The 17,215-nt window shown below is 70.8% G+C and carries 17 protein-coding genes; 5 read left to right on the top strand and 12 right to left on the bottom strand.

From position 1 onward, the window contains the following. Nucleotides 1-330 (bottom strand): AAA family ATPase (locus ACWGQ1_RS05695; RefSeq protein ID WP_452312520.1); only part of this gene is annotated, 330 nt, incomplete at its 3' end. Nucleotides 331-491: 161 nt separating this feature from the next. On the opposite strand from ACWGQ1_RS05695, the gene ACWGQ1_RS05690 reads away from it, so the two are divergent. Beyond that, complete coding sequence (locus ACWGQ1_RS05690; protein ID WP_240753093.1) at nt 492-812, top strand: hypothetical protein; 321 nt, start codon at nt 492-494, stop codon at nt 810-812. A gap of 15 nt (nt 813-827) precedes the next feature. On the opposite strand, the gene ACWGQ1_RS05685 is transcribed toward ACWGQ1_RS05690, so the two are convergent. Together ACWGQ1_RS05685 and ACWGQ1_RS05680 are read right to left on the bottom strand one after the other, a co-directional pair. Further along, nucleotides 828-1,589 carry a winged helix-turn-helix domain-containing protein gene (locus ACWGQ1_RS05685; RefSeq protein ID WP_452312518.1) on the bottom strand — a complete coding sequence of 254 codons (762 nt, stop codon included), beginning with the start codon at nt 1,587-1,589 and terminating at the stop codon, nt 828-830. Continuing rightward, nucleotides 1,586-3,328: an FAD-dependent oxidoreductase gene (locus tag ACWGQ1_RS05680; protein WP_452312517.1), complete on the bottom strand. Its 1,743-nt coding sequence runs from the start codon at nt 3,326-3,328 to the stop codon at nt 1,586-1,588. The genes ACWGQ1_RS05685 and ACWGQ1_RS05680 overlap by 4 nt, the downstream gene beginning before the upstream one ends. 204 nt (nt 3,329-3,532) lie before the next feature. Here ACWGQ1_RS05680 and ACWGQ1_RS05675 point away from each other — a divergent pair, with 204 nt between their 5' ends. Together ACWGQ1_RS05675 and ACWGQ1_RS05670 are read left to right on the top strand one after the other, a co-directional pair. Further along, nucleotides 3,533-4,888 carry a DUF349 domain-containing protein gene (locus tag ACWGQ1_RS05675; RefSeq protein WP_452312516.1) on the top strand — a complete coding sequence of 452 codons (1,356 nt, stop codon included), beginning with the start codon at nt 3,533-3,535 and terminating at the stop codon, nt 4,886-4,888. A 61-nt stretch (nt 4,889-4,949) separates the two neighbouring features. After that, on the top strand, nt 4,950-5,501 hold the full coding sequence (locus tag ACWGQ1_RS05670) for a type IV toxin-antitoxin system AbiEi family antitoxin (RefSeq protein WP_136033647.1): 552 nt from the start codon (nt 4,950-4,952) through the stop codon (nt 5,499-5,501). Here ACWGQ1_RS05670 and ACWGQ1_RS05665 read toward each other — a convergent pair. From ACWGQ1_RS05665 to ACWGQ1_RS05630, 8 genes are all read right to left on the bottom strand, one after another. After that, nucleotides 5,488-7,740: a RelA/SpoT family protein gene (locus ACWGQ1_RS05665; protein WP_136033645.1), complete on the bottom strand. Its 2,253-nt coding sequence runs from the start codon at nt 7,738-7,740 to the stop codon at nt 5,488-5,490. The two genes, ACWGQ1_RS05670 and ACWGQ1_RS05665, sit on opposite strands and share 14 nt — an antisense overlap. Nucleotides 7,741-7,806: 66 nt before the next feature. After that, nucleotides 7,807-8,796, bottom strand: coding sequence for a protein translocase subunit SecF (gene secF, locus ACWGQ1_RS05660; protein WP_136033643.1), 990 nt, complete (start codon nt 8,794-8,796; stop codon nt 7,807-7,809). Then, nucleotides 8,796-10,526 (bottom strand): protein translocase subunit SecD, encoded by a 1,731-nt coding sequence (gene secD, locus ACWGQ1_RS05655; protein WP_136033641.1) that lies wholly within the window; start codon nt 10,524-10,526, stop codon nt 8,796-8,798. Before secD ends, secF begins: the two co-directional genes overlap by 1 nt. Nucleotides 10,527-10,581: 55 nt before the next feature. After that, nucleotides 10,582-10,977 (bottom strand): preprotein translocase subunit YajC, encoded by a 396-nt coding sequence (locus tag ACWGQ1_RS05650; protein WP_136033701.1) that lies wholly within the window; start codon nt 10,975-10,977, stop codon nt 10,582-10,584. A 78-nt stretch (nt 10,978-11,055) separates the two neighbouring features. Next, nucleotides 11,056-12,081: a Holliday junction branch migration DNA helicase RuvB gene (gene ruvB, locus ACWGQ1_RS05645; RefSeq protein ID WP_136033639.1), complete on the bottom strand. Its 1,026-nt coding sequence runs from the start codon at nt 12,079-12,081 to the stop codon at nt 11,056-11,058. Beyond that, complete coding sequence (gene ruvA / locus ACWGQ1_RS05640; protein ID WP_136033636.1) at nt 12,074-12,694, bottom strand: Holliday junction branch migration protein RuvA; 621 nt, start codon at nt 12,692-12,694, stop codon at nt 12,074-12,076. Before ruvA ends, ruvB begins: the two co-directional genes overlap by 8 nt. A 9-nt stretch (nt 12,695-12,703) precedes the next feature. Continuing rightward, nucleotides 12,704-13,288: a crossover junction endodeoxyribonuclease RuvC gene (ruvC, locus tag ACWGQ1_RS05635; protein ID WP_136033634.1), complete on the bottom strand. Its 585-nt coding sequence runs from the start codon at nt 13,286-13,288 to the stop codon at nt 12,704-12,706. Nucleotides 13,289-13,333: 45 nt separating this feature from the next. Further along, nucleotides 13,334-14,095 carry a YebC/PmpR family DNA-binding transcriptional regulator gene (locus ACWGQ1_RS05630; RefSeq protein ID WP_452312515.1) on the bottom strand — a complete coding sequence of 254 codons (762 nt, stop codon included), beginning with the start codon at nt 14,093-14,095 and terminating at the stop codon, nt 13,334-13,336. Nucleotides 14,096-14,220: 125 nt separating this feature from the next. Here ACWGQ1_RS05630 and ACWGQ1_RS05625 point away from each other — a divergent pair, with 125 nt between their 5' ends. Next, nucleotides 14,221-15,582, top strand: a complete 1,362-nt coding sequence (locus tag ACWGQ1_RS05625; protein ID WP_452312514.1) for an aminotransferase class V-fold PLP-dependent enzyme — start codon at nt 14,221-14,223, stop codon at nt 15,580-15,582. A gap of 61 nt (nt 15,583-15,643) precedes the next feature. Beyond that, nucleotides 15,644-16,567 carry a phosphotransferase gene (locus tag ACWGQ1_RS05620; protein ID WP_136046008.1) on the top strand — a complete coding sequence of 308 codons (924 nt, stop codon included), beginning with the start codon at nt 15,644-15,646 and terminating at the stop codon, nt 16,565-16,567. Between the two features lie 15 nt (nt 16,568-16,582). Here ACWGQ1_RS05620 and pdxT read toward each other — a convergent pair whose 3' ends face one another. Continuing rightward, nucleotides 16,583-17,182, bottom strand: coding sequence for a pyridoxal 5'-phosphate synthase glutaminase subunit PdxT (gene pdxT, locus ACWGQ1_RS05615; RefSeq protein WP_452312519.1), 600 nt, complete (start codon nt 17,180-17,182; stop codon nt 16,583-16,585). Between the last annotated feature and the right edge of the window lie 33 nt (nt 17,183-17,215).

Here is a 17,215-nt window from a genome sequence, read left to right as displayed (position 1 = left end):
ATCCTGCTGCGCCTTCGTGAAGCGGTGGATCTCGTCGAGGAAGAGGATGGTCGTCTGGCCGTACAGGTCACGCTGCGTGATCGCCTCCTGCATCACCTCGCGCACGTCCTTCACCCCGGCCGTGATCGCCGACAGCTCGACGAACCGTCGACCGGAGGAGCGCGCGATGGCCTGCGCCAGCGTGGTCTTCCCCGTGCCGGGAGGCCCCCACAGGATGATCGACACGGCCCCGGGCGCTGCCGCCTCGGGATCGGCGAGAGCCACGATCGGGGATCCCGCCCGCAGCAGGTGACGCTGTCCCGCGACCTCATCGAGCGAGACCGGGCGCATGCGCACGGCGAGAGGCGTCTGCCCGGAGAGCAGCGCGGCAGGAGAAGTCACCCCTCCAGGCTAACGGCGGGCGCCGACACCGTGGCGACGGAACCCGCCCGTGGGCGACGGTAGGCTCTCAGGCGACGCCGCGGACGGGCGTCGGGATGGAGAGATCGGGCATGGCGGCACGCGGTTCCAAGAAGGCACAGTCGCGCACCGAGGCGGAGCGCGCACGACTGCATGCCGCGCGCACGCGCTGGCACGAGGACCAGATCCGCCGCCGTCGCCGCGACAACACCGTCGCGGTGATCGTCGGCGGTCTCATCGTCGTCGCCGCGATCGGGAGCCAGGTCGTGCACGCGCAGGTGACCGCCCCCGAACCGACTCCGAGTCCCACGATCTCCCCCTCCGACTCCCCGGTGCCGTCCGAGTCCCCCCTTCCCTCCGACTCTCCCGTTCCCTCCCCGTCGCCCGTTCCGACGGACACACCGGCGGACTGACCCCGCGGCGCCGGCTCAGCGATCGGCGACAGCGAGACGGTAGCCGCGCTTCACCACCGTCTGCACCAGCTCCGCGTCGCCCAGCGCCTCGCGCAGCCGTGCGACCGCCACCTCCACGGCCCGTGCACTGCGTCGTCGTCCGGCGAGCATCCGCCCGAGCTCCTCCCGGGAGAGCACCCGCCCCTCCGCGAGGAACAGTGCCTCCAGGACTTCTGCGGCGCCCGCCGAGAGCGGGAGGAAGCGCTCATCGAGCAGCACCCCGCCGCTGCGCACGACGAGCTCTCCGGCGTCCGTCCGCTGCATCGGCGCCTGCTCCGAGAAGAACCCGACGACGGCGCGTGCGAGGTCGTCCGGGAGCGCCCCGTCGACCGTCGTGGCGGGGATGTCCGCATCGGCGAGTGACCGGGCCGCCTCCGCACCCGAGGCGACGAGCAGCAGACGCGACGCCCGCGCCCTGGCTCGGATCGCGTCGCCCAGACCGAGGCGCTCGACGGTGCCCCACCAGGAACGCGCGCCCTCGACCGAGAAGAGCAGCACGCCGTCGATGCGCCCGGTCGCGACGCGGTGCACCGACCGTCGAACACCGGCCGGCACGGAATGATCCGCGCGTACCGACGGCACGCGGACGACCTCGGCTCCCGCCGCGGCGAGAAGCGCACCGACGGCGACCGGCGTCGGCGACGCCACCGCTCCGTGCGCAGTACCCGAAGACGGGTCATCGGCGATCGCTATCCGGCACCCGGTCAGCGGCCGGCCCACGCTCGTCGAAATGCTCATGCCGGACTCTCCTCGCGTCGCCGCGTGACGGATCCCGTTGTCCGCGCCTCGACGAAACGTCCACCCCCGTCGCGCGTGGCAGCCTCCAGTCCGGCGGCACGCAACCTGCCCAGCAGGGCGGGGACTTCTGCGGCGGATGCGCCACGCAGTTCCAGCACTCCGCCATCGGACGGCCGCACCCGCAGCCCGTGCTCGTCCGCCAGCCGTCCGATGAGGACGAGCTGGGCGCCGGACAGCTCGCCAGCGACAGCGAGGGTCACGCCGAGCACGGTCTCCCTGGAACGGGGTCGTCCGACCGGGCCCCGCTCGGGGACACCCCGTCGCCCTGAGCCGATCGCAACCGCTCCGGCGCGCGCGATGAGGCGCCGCGCGACCGCCCGTGCGCAGAACGCGCACTCCGCGCTTTCGGGGAACTCCGCGAGGCCGCTCAGGCCGTGCTCTCGTCGCTCCGTCACCGCCGTGACCGGGGATGGCCCCGTGAGCAACGCATGACCGCAGGTCACAGCGCTCTCGTGCTCGCGAAGCAGCTCGGACACCGCCCGCGCCCTGGCGCCGTCATCCGCGGCCGCGCGGAGGGCCGCGAGCCGGTCCTCGTCGCCGATCACCGTCGCACCGAGCAGGACTCGTCCGTCCTCCGAGAGGAGGAGGTCGCCCGCGATCCGTCCCGGCGCGTCCGCCAGGGGGACGACGACTCCGACGGTTTCGCCGTCCGGCGACGACCGGAGATCCGTGAACTCGACGCCTCCCGCACGCACGATCGTCGTCAGCCACCGCGTCCGTGTCGTCGCCACGGCCTCCCGCATCCTGTCCGCCACGCGCCCGCCACCGCCCGGTGCCCGCGGGCCCGGCTCGTCGTCCGCCGCGACAGCGACGCTCCCCACAGCCAGGATGTGCGGATCACTCGTGCGACCGTCGGCGTCGACGAGCACGCCGCCGCCCGGCACCACGGTGAGCCCCGCGTTCCGCGCGAGCTCGTCACGCGGGCGCACCGCGGGCGCGAACACGACCGCATCCGTCCGGGCGAAGGAACCGTCGTGGAATTCGATGCTCGCGACCGCGCCGGACTCGTCCGCATCGATGCGGGTGACGCGCGTCGACCTCCGCACCGCGATCCCGCGCTCCCGCAGGAGTGCGTCGACTGCCGCCGAGGTGCGACGACCCGGATCCGCGTGGTCCCCTCGTTCGTGCACGACCGCGACCTCGACTCCGCTCTCCGCGAGCGCGAGCGCGGCGGCGAACCCGCCCGGCCCGTCACCGACGACCGTCGCGCGCGGACGCCGCCACTGCTCGCCGCGCGGCGCGTGCACATGGGCCCGCAGCGCCGACGCATCCGCGGCGGACTGGAACGTGAAGCACCCGGGCAGTCCGGCCCCGTCGAGCGTCGGACGAACCGGGTGCCGCCCGGTCGCGAGGACGAGCACGTCGTACATGTACACGCGTCCGGAGCGGGTGCGGACGCGGCGGAGCTTCCGGTCGATCTTCCGCACCCGATCATCCCGGATCAGGCGCACGCGGTCGTCGCGGAACACCCCTCGGTCGAGGTCCAGGTCAGCGGGGTCGTCCCCCCGGACCAGTCGATACAACCGGGTGCGGTCGTACGGCAGGCGCCCCTCGTCGCCGATCACCATGACCCGAACGTCGTCGCAGGGATCGCCCAGGAGGTGCGCCACGAACGCGTGCGCCGCGGGCCCCGCGCCGACGATCAGGACCTCCGTCCTCCGGGATGCGCTGTCGTCCATGGACCTCCTGTCGACCTGCGGACCGTCGTGGGACGACGATAGGAGCGCCGTGTTACCCGGAGATGACGTCGCGTGTTTCGCGCGTCGAACGTTCTCCTCACAAATCGATAACGCGCCTTCGGCCTCACCCCGCAGCGCGGGTCGTACTAGGCTGAGCCTCGTCCTTTCCGCCTCCCGCGGCCCGACCGCGCAAGGAGAATCACCGTGTCTGCCACCGAGCCCTCGAAGCCGACCCCGCCCATCCCCGCACCGCCCGCCGTGCCCATGCCCCGGAAGGCCCCGACGCCCGCCGCGGTCGCGCCCGCCGCACCGGCGACGCCCGCGCCCTCCGCCTCGGCGCTCGAATGGGGTCGCGTCTCCGACGATGGCACGGTCGAGGTCCGCGAGGGCGAGTCGTGGCGGGTGGTCGGCCAGTACCCCGACGGCACCCCGGAAGAGGCCCTCGCCTACTTCGTGCGCAAGTACGACGACATCGCCTTCAAGGTGCACGCGCTCGAGCAGCGCCATCAGGCCGGCGGCGCCTCGGCGAGCGACCTCGCGAAGCAGGCCTCGCACCTCATCGCCGAGGCGACGGATGCCGCAGCGGTCGGCGACCTCGCGGGACTGCGCGACCGGCTGAACGCCCTGACCGCCTCGCTCTCGGAGGCGACGGAGCAGGAGGCTCAGCAGGCCAGGGCGCTCGTGGAGCAGGCGGTCGCGGAGCGCACGGCCCTGGTGGAGCGCGCCGAGGCCATCGCCGCCCGCGACCTCAGCAAGGTGCAGTGGAAGCAGGTCACGGCCGAGCTCAACGAGCTGTTCGAGTCGTGGCAGGCACAGCAGCAGAACGGTCCGCGCCTGTCGAAGAGCGTGTCGCAACAGCTCTGGAAGCGGTTCCGTGACGCCCGCTCGGTGGTCGACAAGCACCGGCGCGCCTTCTACTCCGAGCTCGACGAGACGCACAAGGCCGCACGCGACGCCAAGTCGCGGCTGGTCGAGCGCGCCGAGGCGCTCGCTCCCCGCGGCGTCGACGGCATCCCCGCGTACCGCACCCTGCTCGACGAGTGGAAGGCCGCCGGCCGTGCCGGGCGCAAGGCCGACGACGCGCTCTGGGCGCGGTTCAAGGCGGCCGGCGATGCGCTGTACGCCGCGCGGGCTGAGCAGGCCGCCGCGGAAGAGGCAGACTCCGCGCCCCGGATCGAGGCACGGCAGGCTCTCCTGGAGCAGGCGAAGGCCGTGGCCGACGAGTCGAACATCAAGCGTGCGCGGGCACTGCTCACCCGCATCCAGCGCGAGTGGGACGAGGTCGGCCGCATCTTCCCGCGCGAGAAGGAGCGCGCTCTCGACGACAAGCTCCGGGTGATCGAGCAGGCGCTCAAGGCCCGCGAGGACGTCGACTGGAAGAAGAACAACCCCGAGACCAAGGCGCGCGCGAACGACATGAGCTCGCAGCTGCACGAGGCCATCGAGAAGCTCGAGGCCGAGCTGGCGGCCGCGGAGAAGTCTGGCGACACCAAGGCCGCCCAGACCGCGGCTGACGCGCTCGAAGCCCGCCGCGCCTGGCTCAACGCCCTGGGCGGCTGACGCTTTCCACAACCCGCGACGACCGCCACAGGAGCGGGATGCACTGCGCCACACTGGCGTGATGCATCCCGCTCTTCTGTATCTGCCCGGCGCGCGGCTGAGTCTGCCGGAGCTCGCCGCCGCTCGACTCGACGGCCACGTCGTCGACCTCGGCGAGGCGTACATCCCGGCCGACCTCATCGAGGGTGCGGACGTGCGTGCCGCGTCGATCGGGCCTCTCGTGCAGGACGGCGCCGCGGCCTGCGGCCCGACCGCCGCATGGATCCACGGCGCCGGAGACGCACCGCCGCCCGTGCATCACGTGAAGCGGTGCGTCGAGCGTCGCGTGCGCCCGCGTACGAGTGCCCGCCTGGTCTTCCACGACACCGTGCTCGCCGCCGCGGACGTCGTCGTGATCGGTGGCGTCGCCGTGTCGACGCCCGCGCGGACGATGGTCGACCTGGCGACGAGCCTGCATCGCGACCCCCGCGTGCTTCCCTGGATGGATGCCCTCGCCGTCGCCTGCCCGGCGGTGACCGCACAAGCCCTCGTCGAGCTGCGCGGGACCAGCCGTGTGCCGGGGAGCCGCGTCGGCATCGCCGCCCTCGAGCGGGTCGCGCTCAGGACGAGGTGACGCGGTAGACGTCGTACACCGCGTCGATGCGCCGCACGGCGTTCAGCACGCGGTCCAGGTGCACGGCGTCGCCCATCTCGAACACGAAGCGGCTCAGCGCCAGGCGCTCATCGGTCGTGCTGACCGTGGCGGACAGGATGTTGACGTGGTGCTCGCTCAGCACTCGAGTGACATCCGACAGGAGCCCGGACCGGTCGAGCGCCTCGACCTGGATCTGCACGCGGAAGACGCTCTTGGTCGTCGGTGCCCAGGAGACCTCGACGAAGCGGTCCTGCTCGCCGCTCAGCGCCTTGACGTTGACGCAGTCGGCACGGTGGACCGAGACGCCGCTCCCCCGCGTGACGAAGCCCACGATCGGGTCGCCCGGCACGGGGGTGCAGCACTTGGCGAGCTTGACGAGGATGTCGTTCGCACCGCGCACGAGCACCCCGGAGTCGCCGCCGCGCGGCTCCCTGGTCTGCACGCTGCCCGGCAGATCGATCGCCCCGGTCGTCGTGTCGTTCGCCGCCACCAGGGCGGTGACCTTCTCGAGCACGGACTGCGTGGACACGTGTCCCTCGCCGACAGCCGCGTAGAGCCCGGACACGTCTTCGTAGTGCAGCTGATGCGCGACCTCGGTGAACGAGTCCTGGTTCATCAGGCGCTGCAGCGGCAGGTTCTGTCGGCGCATCGCCCGGGCGATCGCCTCCTTGCCCTGCTCGATCGCCTCCTCGCGACGCTCCTTCGTGAACCAGCCGCGGATCTTGTTCCGCGCCCGCGTGCTCTTGACGAAGCCGAGCCAGTCCTGGCTGGGGCCGGCGTCGGGGTTCTTCGACGTGAACACCTCGACGACGTCGCCGCTCTTGAGCTCCGACTCGAGCGGCACGAGGCGGCCGTTGACCTTGGCGCCCATCGTGCGATGGCCGATCTCGGTGTGCACGGCGTAGGCGAAGTCGACGGGCGTCGCGCCGGCGGGAAGGCCGATGACCCGTCCCTTCGGCGTGAAGACGTAGACCTCCTTGGCTCCGATCTCGAAGCGCAGCGAGTCGAGGAACTCGCCGGGGTCCGCGGTCTCGGCCTGCCAGTCGGAGATGTGCGCGAGCCACGCCATGTCGGTGTCGGAGGCGCGGACCTCGGCCTTGCCGCCGCCGTTCATCCGCTCCTTGTACATCCAGTGCGCCGCGACGCCGTACTCCGCCTGCTGGTGCATCTCGTGCGTGCGGATCTGGATCTCCACCGTGCGACCGGCCGGGCCGATCACGGTCGTGTGCAGGGACTGATAGAGGTTGAACTTCGGGGTGGCGATGTAGTCCTTGAAGCGGCCGGGCAACGGCGTCCAGCGCGCGTGGATCGCGCCGAGCACGGCGTAGCAGTCGCGCACGGACGACACCAGCACGCGGATGCCGATGAGGTCGTAGATGTCGTCGAACTCGCGCCCCCGGATCACCATCTTCTGGTACACGGAGTAGAGCTGCTTCGGCCGGCCGACGACCTTGCCACGGATCCGCAGATCCCGCAGGTCCTCGTCGATCTCCTCGATCACCTGGCCGAGGTACTTCTCCCGCTGCGGTGTGCGCTGGGCGATCAGGCTGTGGATCTCGTTGTAGATCTTCGGGTGCAGCACCGCGAACGAGAGGTCTTCCAGCTCCGACTTGATGGCCTGGATACCGAGGCGGTTGGCCAGAGGCGCATAGATCTCCAGCGTCTCCTTCGCCTTCTTCGCCGCCTTCTCGGGCGGTACGAAGCCCCACGTGCGGGCGTTGTGCAGGCGGTCGGCGAGCTTGATCAGCAGCACGCGGATGTCCTTCGACATCGCCACGATCATCTTGCGGACCGTCTCCGCCTGCGCACTCTCGCCGTACTTGACCTTGTCGAGCTTGGTGACGCCGTCGACCAGCATCGCGACCTCGTCGCCGAATTCAGCGGTCAGGTCGGTCAGCGCGTAGCCGGTGTCCTCGACGGTGTCGTGCAGGAGGGCCGCGGCGATCGCGCGCGGGCCCAGGCCGAGCTCGGCGAGGATCTGCGCGACGGCCAGCGGGTGCGTGATGTACGGCTCGCCGCTCTGCCGCTTCTGCCCCTCGTGCTTCTCCTTCGCGACCGCGTAGGCCCGGGAGATGACGGAGAAGTCGCCCTTGGGATGATTCGCCCTGACCGTGCGGATTAGGTTGTCGAGATCGTTGATGCGGGACGCGCGAGAGAAGATGCGGGGCACGAGCCGTCGCAGACTCGAACCCTGCGACGCCGTCTGCGGCTCCGCCATCCACTCACCTCCGAATCAGACAATCCTACGCGTGCTGAGAGGGGGCGAGCCCCGCGCAGGGGGGCGTCAGGCCTCGACGGCCGCCTTCTCGCGCGCCGCACGGATGCGGGCGTCGCGCTCCTTGATCTGCGGCTCGTTCTCGCGGAACAGCGAGTAGAGGGGTGCCGCGACGAACAGCGTCGAGTAGGTCGCCACGAGGATGCCGACGAAGATCGAGAGCGAGATGTCGGTCAGCGTCTCCGCACCCAGCCAGAACGCACCGATGAACAGGATCGCGCCCACCGGGAGCGCCGCCACGACCGAGGTGTTGATCGATCGGATCAGCGTCTGGTTCACCGCGAGGTTGACCGACTCGCCGAACAGGCGCGCGGTCTTCTCCCCGTCCTCCGTCGTGTTCTCCCGGATCTTGTCGAACACCACGGTGGTGTCGTAGAGCGAGTACGCCAGGATCGTGAGGAACCCGATCACCGCCGCCGGGGAGATCTCGAAACCGGCCAGGGCGTACACGCCCACCGTGATCACGAGCACGTCGAGCAGCCCGATGATCGCTGCGGCCGACATCTTCCAGGTGCGGAAGTAGATCGCCAGGATCAGGAAGGTCAGCGCGAGGAAGATCGCCAGACCCCACAGGGACTGCCGCGTCACGCTCTCACCCCACGCGGGACCGATGAACGAGGAGGTCACCGCGTCGGGCTCCACCTCGTACGCGTCGGCGAGAGCGCCGGCGACCTGCTGCGTCTCCGCCGCCGTCATCTGGTCGGTCTGGACCCGGATGTCCTGGTCGTTCACGATGACGACCTTGGTCGCGGCGCCGGGCACCACGGACTGCACGGCCTCGCTCGCGGTGTCCTGATTCAGCGTGGCCGGGGCGTTCACCGTGAACTGCGACCCGCCCGTGAACTCGATCGAGAACTGGATGGGACGGAACAGCGGCACGAGCGCGGACCCCACGACCAGCGCGATCGCGATGATGAACCACAGCCGACGGCGTCCGACGAACGGGAAGGAGGTCTTTCCCGTGTAGAGGTTGTTACCGAACTCGTTCATGGAAGCCATCAGGCGTCTCCCTCGCTTCCGCCCTTGGTCTGTTTCTCCGCGGCGAGGGCCTCGGCACGCTTGCGCTCTGCGATGGTCTGACGGCGGTCCGCCTCACCGCGTGAGCGGGCGTTCTTCGCGCCGCGACCTGCCGATGCCGTCGCCACCTCGCGGTACTGCGACCGGCTCCGGTACACGGCGCCGAGTGCCGCCGGGTCGAGTCCGGAGAGCTTGTGGCCCCCGCCGAAGAAGCGCGTCCGCGCGAGGAGCTGCATCACCGGATGGGTGAAGATGACGAAGATCATCACGTCGATGACGGTCGTCAGGCCGAGCGTGAACGCGAAGCCCTTCACCGTGGAGTCCGCGAGGATGTAGAGCACGACGGCCGCGAGGATGTTGATCGACTTCGAGATGTAGATCGTGCGCTTCGCGCGACCCCACCCGTCCTCGACCGCCGCCGTGATCGACTTGCCGTCGCGCAACTCGTCTCGGATCCGCTCGAAGTAGACGATGAACGAGTCGGCCGTGAAACCGATCGACACGATCAGACCCGCGACGCCCGCGAGCGACAGGCGGAACCCGATGCGCCACGCGAGGATGCAGATCACGATGTACGTCAGCACCGCCATCACCGCGATCGACGCGATGATCACCGTCCCGAGAGCGCGGTACGACAGCAAGGAGTAGACCGCGACCAGCGCCAGACCGATCAGACCAGCGATGAGCCCGATCTGGAGCTGCTGGGTGCCGAGAGTCGCGGAGATCGTGTCGGAGCTCTGCACCTCGAAGCTCAACGGCAGCGCACCGAACTTGAGCTGATCCGCGAGCGTCGTCGCGCTCTCCTGAGTGAAGCTGCCGGAGATGCTGGGACGGCCGTCGAGGATCACGCCGTTCATCCGCGGCGCACTGATCACGTCGCCGTCGAGCACGAACGCGAACTGGTCGCGGGGCGACAGGCCGTCGATGCGGTTCTGGTTGAGGCGCGTGCTGACCTTGCCGAACGCGTCTGCGCCATCGCCGTTCATCGTGAGCTGCACGATCCAGGCGCCGCTCTTGGGGTCGCGGCCTGCCGACGCGTCGGTGATCGCGCGTCCGTCGAGCTCCATCGGGCCGAGGAGGAACTTCTGCGTGTCGTCCGGGGAGCAGGCGATGACCGGCTCGTCCTTCGGCGCACGCGACGGATCGTTGTCGGGGTTGGCGCAGTCGTACGCCTGGAACTCCGCGGCCAGCTTCTCGGTCACCCACGACAGATCGCTCGCGTCGGTCGGCTCCGCCGTCGGGGTGGCGTTCAGGCCGGGGTCGGGGCTCGGGAACGGCGTGGAGTTGCCGTCGTCGCCCACGAACTCGGTGCTCGCCGCGGTCGTGTACAGGACCGGACGGAACTCGAGCTGCGCGCTGGACTGGATGCGCTCCCTGGTCTGCTCGTCGGCCTCACCCGGGATCTGGACGACGATGTTGCGGCCGCCCTCCGTGGTGATGTCGGCCTCGGCGACACCCGAGGCATCCACGCGCTGGCGGATGATCGCCGCGGCCTGGTCGAGCTGCTCCTGTGACGGCGCTGCGCCGTCCTCGGTCTCGGCGCTGAGGATGATCTGCGTGCCGCCCTGCAGGTCGAGCGCCAGTTCCGGCGCCCACGAACTCTGCTTGAAGACGTACACACCCAGCGCGTTGATGCCGAAGAGCACGCCCGTCACGAGGAGCAGGCCGAGGAGGACCCGCCAGGCGTGACGGACAGGTGAAGATGAAGCCACGTGTGTTCAGCTTTCTGGGAGGACGATGATCCGAGCGGCCACGACGGCCGCTGTCTTACTTGTCGTCGGCGTCCCGTTCGAGACGGGCGCGGGTCTCCTCCGGCGTCTCCGTCGTGGGGGCGGCGGGCTCGTCGACGATGCGGTCATCCACGCCGTCGACGGGCGCCTCAACGATAGCGTCCTTCGGCTCGACGATGCGGAGGATCGCCTGGCTGTGCACCTCGATGACGGTGCCCGGAGCGATCTCCACCAGGGCCGGCGCGTCCAGGTCGTCCGGGTCGAACGCCACGATCGTGCCGTAGATGCCGCCCTGCAGCAGGACCTTGGCGCCGGGAACCGTCTTGGTGGCCTTCTCCTCCTGCTCGGCCTTCATCTGCCTCGTCCGCTTGCGCGTGTTGAAGATCATGAAGATCAGGAGCACGGCCAGGAGGCCGAAGAGCACGAATTCCATGGGCATGGGGAAGCGCCTTTCTCAGGTGCACGCACCAGCCATTGGGCGCACAGAGGTATCGGGGGAAGCCTTCAGCGATTATAGGTCATCCAGCGTGAGCATCCCGTCGGGGTGCGCCACCCCGAGGTGCGCATACGCCTCGGGTGTCGCGACCCGTCCGCGCGGCGTGCGCCCCAGGAATCCGATGCGGACGAGGTACGGCTCGACCACGCTCTCCACGGTCTCGGCCTCCTCGCCCACCGCGACCGCGAGGGTGCTGAGACCCACCGGTCCCCCGCGGAAACGCCGGACGAGCGCGTCGAGCACCGCTCGGTCCAGCCGGTCGAGACCGATCGCGTCGACGTCATAGAGCTCCAGCGCCGCCCGCACGTCGTGCAGCGTCGCCGCACCGTCGCCGTGCACCAGCGCGTAGTCGCGCACACGGCGCAGCAGGCGGTTGGCGATTCGGGGGGTTCCTCGAGATCGGCGCGCGATCTCGGAGAGGGCGTCGGTCGGGAGCCCGACCCCCAGCACCGACGCGGAACGCGCGATGACCTGCTCGAGCTCGCCCTCCTCGTAGAACTCGAGATGGCCGGTGAACCCGAAGCGGTCGCGGAGCGGATTGGGCAGCAGGCCCGAGCGCGTCGTCGCCCCGACCAGGGTGAACGGCGACAGCTCCAGGGGGATGCTCGTGGCGCCCGCACCCTTGCCCACCATGATGTCGATGCGGTAGTCCTCCATCGCGAGGTAGAGCATCTCCTCCGCGGAGCGGGCCATGCGATGGATCTCGTCGATGAACAGCACCTCGCCCGGCATCAGGCTCGACAGCAGAGCTGCGAGATCTCCCGCGTGCTGGATCGCGGGGCCGCTGGACATACGGAGCGGACGCTCGCTCTCGTGGGCGACGATCATCGCGAGCGTGGTCTTGCCGAGTCCCGGAGGACCCGCGAGCAGGATGTGATCGGCGGGTCGGGACTGCAGGCGCGCGGCCTCGAGCAGCAACTGGAGTTGGCCGCGCACCTTCTGCTGGCCCACGAAGTCGCCGAGGCTGGAGGGGCGCAGCGCGCCCTCGATCGCGAGCTCCGACTCGTCGGTGGGCTCGGTCGGGTCGAGCGGGTCAGACACGCGCCGATCCTCCCTGCGCCGGGCCGAGCAGAGCGAGCGTGCGCCTCAGCAGCGACGCGACCGACGCCCGCTCGGCTTCGGTCGCCGCGGCAGCGGTCTCGGTCGCCGCCTCGGCGGCCACCTTCTCCGACCACCCGAGACCCACGAGCGCGGCGGCGACCTGCGACACGATGTCACTCCCCCCCGAGGCCTGCGTCGCGGCCGGGGCGGCAACGGCGTGCACCTTCCCCGCGAGCTGCACCACGATGAGCTTGGCCGTCTTGGGCCCGATGCCGGACACACGCCGGAACGGGGCGTCGTCCTCGGCTGTGACGGCCTCGGCGATCTGGTCCGTCGTCAGATGCGACAGCACGCCCAGCGCCGACTTCGGCCCCACGCCCGTCACGCTGAGCAGCAGCGTGAAGATCTCCAGCTCCGCCCGATCGGCGAAGCCGAAGAGCGAGAGGGCGTCCTCGCGCACGATCAGGCTCGTGTGCAGGCGCAGCTTCTCCCCCACCGTCGCCGTGTGCGCGACATCGGCGGGGACGGCGACCGCGAAGCCCACGCCACCCACGTCGATGACGACCTGGTCCGGCGTCGTGTGCAGCACGGTGCCGTGCAGAGAGGAGATCATCCTCCCAGCCTAGGAGGTCGCTCGCACATATGTTCGAGCGACACGCTCCGCGTCCGCCCAGGCCCGCTGCGCGGGGGTCAGTCCGCCCGCCGCACCGCCGGCGCGGGGTGCCCCGCGGCGCCAGGCGTGACACAGGGCGATCGCGAGAGCGTCCGCGGCGTCCGCCGGCTGCGGCGGCGCATCCAGACGCAGGATGCGGGCGATCATCGCCTGCACCTGCCTCTTGTCGGCGGAGCCGTAGCCCGTGACGGCCGCCTTGACCTCGCTGGGCGTGTGGGTCGCCGCGGGAAGCCCTGACTCGGCGGCGATGAGGAGCGCGACCCCGCTCGCCTGCGCCGTGCCCATCACCGTATGGCTGTTCTGTTGCGCGAAGACGCGCTCGACCGCGACCGCGTCAGGGCGGTGCTGGGCGATCGCCTCGCGGATCCCCGCGGCGACGACCGCGAGTCGCTCACCGATCGGCGCATCGATCGCCGAGCGGATCACACCGACGTGCACGAGGGTGCCCCGGCGGGCCCGGTCGACGTCGACGATCCCGACACCACAGCGGGTGAGTCCAGGGTCGATGCCCAGCACGCGGATGGTCGACGTCACCGTCCCAGGCTAGGCGCGGAACGTGCCCGTCGAGGTCAGCCGCGCCTACGCGTCGTCGTTCTCGAGCTCCGCCTGGACCTCGGCCGACAGGTCGAAGTTGCTGAAGACGTTCTGCACGTCCTCGCTGTCCTCCAGCGCGTCGATCAGTCGGAACACCTTGCGGGCCGTGTCCGCGTCGATCTCGACCTTGAGGTTCGGCACGAACTCGACGTCGGCCGACTCGTACTCGATGCCCGCCTCCTGCAGCGCACTGCGCACGGCGACCAGGTCGCTCGCCTCGGTGATGACCTCGAAGCCCTCGGCGTGCGGCTCGATCTCCTCGGCCCCCGCCTCGAGCGCGGCCATCATCACGTCGTCCTCGTTCGTGCCCTCCGACCCGACCACGATGACGCCCTTGCGACTGAAGTTGTACGCGACGCTGCCGGGGTCGGCGAGCGTGCCCCCGTTGCGGCTCAGCGCGGTGCGCACCTCGGCGGCGGCACGGTTCTTGTTGTCGGTCAGACACTCGATCATGAGCGCCACACCGTTGGGGCCGTACCCCTCGTACATGATCGAGGTGTACTCGACGGCCTCGCCGCCGATGCCCGCACCACGCTTGATCGCCCGGTCGATGTTGTCCTTCGGGACGGACGTCTTCTTGGCCTTGAGGACCGCGTCGAACAGGGTCGGGTTGCCCTGCAGGTCGGCGCCGCCGAGCTTGGCCGCGACCTCGATGTTCTTGATGAGCTTGGCCCAGGACTTGGCACGGCGCGCGTCGATGACGGCCTTCTTGTGCTTGGTCGTGGCCCACTTGGAATGCCCGGACATAAGTCTCCGCTCGTCGTCAGGGCCCCGGCGCGTGTCCAGGGCGTCGTCCATTCTAAAGGAACACCGCGGAACACCCGGCGGCACAGTGCCTTGTCGGGGCGCTGCGGCGGTGGGAGACTGACCGCATGGGCGACCGGGAGCGTGCTCTCGACGCCGCCCGCCGTCGAGCCGAGGCGTTCCTGGGCACCCTCGACGATCGACCGGTGTGGCCGCGCGCGAGCCTCGACGAGATGCTGCAGGTGTTCGGCACGCCTCTCCCGGAGCGGGCGGAGGACCCCGCGGTCGTTGTCGAGGACATCGCGGCGAAGGCCGAGCCCGGACTCGTGGCCATCCCCGGGGGACGGTTCTTCGGGTTCGTGATCGGCGGCACTCATCCGGCCGCTCTCGCCGCGGACTGGCTCGTGTCCGCGTGGGATCAGAACTCCGGCTCCTCCCTGCTCACCCCGGCGACCGTCGCGATGGAGCGGGTGGCAGGACAGTGGCTGCTCGAGCTGCTCGGCCTCCCGTGCGCGAGCAGCGTCGGCTTCGTCACGGGCGGTCAGCTCGCGAACTTCACGTGCCTCGCGTCCGCACGGAACGCCGTGCTCGCGCGGACGGGGTGGGACCTCGCCGAACGGGGACTGCGCTCCGCGCCGCCGGTGCGGTTCGTGGTGGGTGCCGATCGTCATGGATCGATCGACCGCGCGGCACGGTTCCTCGGGATCGGTCGCGCCGAGGTCGACGTGGTGGATGCCGACGCGCAGGGCAGGATGCACCCCGCCGAGCTCGAGCGCGTCCTCGACGGCGGATCCGGCCCGCTCATCGTGTGCCTGCAGGCGGGAGAGGTCCATACCGGAGCGTTCGACGATTTCCGCGCGCTGATCGCGATCGCACGCCGACACGGCGCCTGGGTGCACGTGGACGGCGCCTTCGGTCTGTGGGCGGCCGCCTCCCCCGCGCTGCGACATCTGACCGCCGGCATGGAGGACGCGGACTCCTGGGCGACCGACGCACACAAGACGCTGAACGTGCCGTACGACTGCGGCATGGCGATCGTCCGCGATCCCGCCGATTCGATCGCGGCGTTCCGCACCGGCGGCGACTACCTCGTGTACTCCGGCCTCGACCCGTGGGATGTGACGCCGGAGCTGTCGCGCCGCGCCCGCGGGGTGCCGGCGTACGCAGCGTTGCGCAGCCTCGGGCGTTCCGGGGTCGCCGATCTCGTCGACCGCCTCCACGACAACGCCGTGCGCATGGCCTCCGGCCTGCGCGGGCTCGACGCGATCGAGGTGATCAACGACGTCGACTACACCCAGGTGATGTTCCGGCTCGGCACGGACGAGGCGACCCGCGAGCTCGGTGCCGCGATCCTGGTCGACGGCACGGCCGTCGTCACCGGAGCGGAATGGCGGGGGCGAGCCGCGCTGCGCTGCTCGGTGTCGTCGTGGGCGACGACCGCGGACGACATCGACCGCACGGTGCACGCCATCCGCACCCTTCTCCCCTGACCCGACTCGCCCGCCTGCTACGGTCGAGGCCGCCGTTGATCGCGCGCGAGAGGAGCAGGGTGTGACCGCAGGAGCCGACCGCCTCCGCCCCGCGTGGACCTCCCTGCCCGAGAGCCTCCGCGCCGCGGCGCTGGACGTGATCGGCGGAGAGTACATCTCCGACGCCCCCGCGCACGGCGGCTTCAGCGCCACGTACGCGGGCACCGTGGTCACGACCGGCGGTCGGGCTTTCGTGAAGGCCGCTGGCGCGGACTGGCACGCCGACTCGGTGCGCCTGCTCCGCCAGGAGATCGTCACGCTGTCGACCCTCCCCTCGGGCGTCGCGCCCCGAGTGCTGGGGACGGTGCAGGACGACATCGGTGCGGTGCTGGTCGTCGAGGCGATCGACGGCCGCCATCCGGGGCGCCCGTGGACAGCGGATGACCTGCACGCGGTGGCGGACGCCCTCGCCGTCGTCGGCACCACGCCGGCACCGAGAACCCTGACGGCCGCGGACGAGAGCATGGTGCCGGGTTTCACGCGCTGGCAGGAGATCGCCGCCACCCCCGACCTCCGCGGCGCTCTGCCCCCGTCGGTCCGGGATTCGCTGCCCCGACTGCGTGAACTGGAGGCGGAGTTCGCGGGGGCCGTGCGCGGAGATGTCCTCGTCCACGACGACGTCCGGGCCGACAACATCCTCATCGCCGACGGTCGCGCCCACCTGCTCGACTGGCCGCATGCGCGCCGCGGGGCCGCATGGGTCGACCTCCCCTGCGTGCTGCCGAGCATCGAGGCGAGCGGCGGACCGACCTGCACGCAGGCCTACCCGGTGTTCGAGGAGCACGGCGCTCCCCCTCCGAGGGACCTGCTGCCGGTCATCGCGGGCTTCGCCTCGTACCTCTGGGCCGAACAGAGCAGGCCGGAGATTCCGCAGCTCCCCGGCTTGCGCGCCTTCCAGCGGGCGCAAGCCGGTCCCGCGCTGCGGTGGCTGGTCGCCCTGGTGTGACGACGCGTCCGGCGGTCAGGCGGCGGCGACGGAGTGGCCGCCTTCGACGCGGGCGAGGAAGCGCTCGTGGAAGCGGGTCTCGCCGGAGATCTCCGGGTGGAAGCTCAGGCCCAGCAGCGCTCCCTGCTCCACCGCCACCACGCGGCCGTCCGGTAGCGCCGCGAGCGGGGTCGCACGAGGACCGATCGACTCGACGACCGGTCCGCGGATGAACGCCGCCGACACCGGCGGTGCACCGAAGGCCGCCACGTCGAGCTGCGCCTCGAACGACTCCACCTGACGGCCGAACGCGTTCCGCCTGACCACCGCGTCGAGCCCTCCGAACGACTGCTGGCCCTCGATCGCGTCGACGACCGTGTCGGCCAGCATGATCAGCCCCGCGCACGTGCCGAGCACCGGGAGCCCGGCGGCGATCGCGTCGCGGATCGGCTCCTGCATCCCGAACGAGCGCGACAGCTTGTCGATCACGGTGGACTCGCCACCCGGGATCACCAGGCCGTTCACGGCGGCCAGCTCCTCCGGGCGCCGGACGAGCTCCACCTGGGCGCCGAGCCGGGTGAGCAGGGCGGCGGGCTGTTGCCCCCCTTCACTCCCTCCCGGCCCGCCGCACCCCAAGGCCCCCAACACACCCGGGAGGCAGGGGTTGTG

It is taken from the genome of Microbacterium sp. NPDC055599 (genome assembly GCF_053618975.1).
Note: the sequence above shows the minus strand (reverse complement) of the source record. Positions and strands in the feature narration are given on the sequence as shown.

Coding starts and splice junctions, on each gene's coding strand:
- ACWGQ1_RS05690 (WP_240753093.1), top strand. CDS start 492: ATGGCGGCACGCGGTTCCAAGAAGGCACAGTCGCGCACCGAGGCGGAG.
- secF (WP_136033643.1), bottom strand. CDS start 8,796: ATGGCTTCCATGAACGAGTTCGGTAACAACCTCTACACGGGAAAGACC.
- ruvA (WP_136033636.1), bottom strand. CDS start 12,694: ATGATCTCCTCTCTGCACGGCACCGTGCTGCACACGACGCCGGACCAG.
- ACWGQ1_RS05665 (WP_136033645.1), bottom strand. CDS start 7,740: ATGGCGGAGCCGCAGACGGCGTCGCAGGGTTCGAGTCTGCGACGGCTC.
- ACWGQ1_RS05680 (WP_452312517.1), bottom strand. CDS start 3,328: ATGGACGACAGCGCATCCCGGAGGACGGAGGTCCTGATCGTCGGCGCG.
- ACWGQ1_RS05630 (WP_452312515.1), bottom strand. CDS start 14,095: ATGTCCGGGCATTCCAAGTGGGCCACGACCAAGCACAAGAAGGCCGTC.
- ACWGQ1_RS05670 (WP_136033647.1), top strand. CDS start 4,950: ATGCATCCCGCTCTTCTGTATCTGCCCGGCGCGCGGCTGAGTCTGCCG.
- ACWGQ1_RS05650 (WP_136033701.1), bottom strand. CDS start 10,977: ATGGAATTCGTGCTCTTCGGCCTCCTGGCCGTGCTCCTGATCTTCATG.
- ACWGQ1_RS05685 (WP_452312518.1), bottom strand. CDS start 1,589: ATGAGCATTTCGACGAGCGTGGGCCGGCCGCTGACCGGGTGCCGGATA.
- ACWGQ1_RS05625 (WP_452312514.1), top strand. CDS start 14,221: ATGGGCGACCGGGAGCGTGCTCTCGACGCCGCCCGCCGTCGAGCCGAG.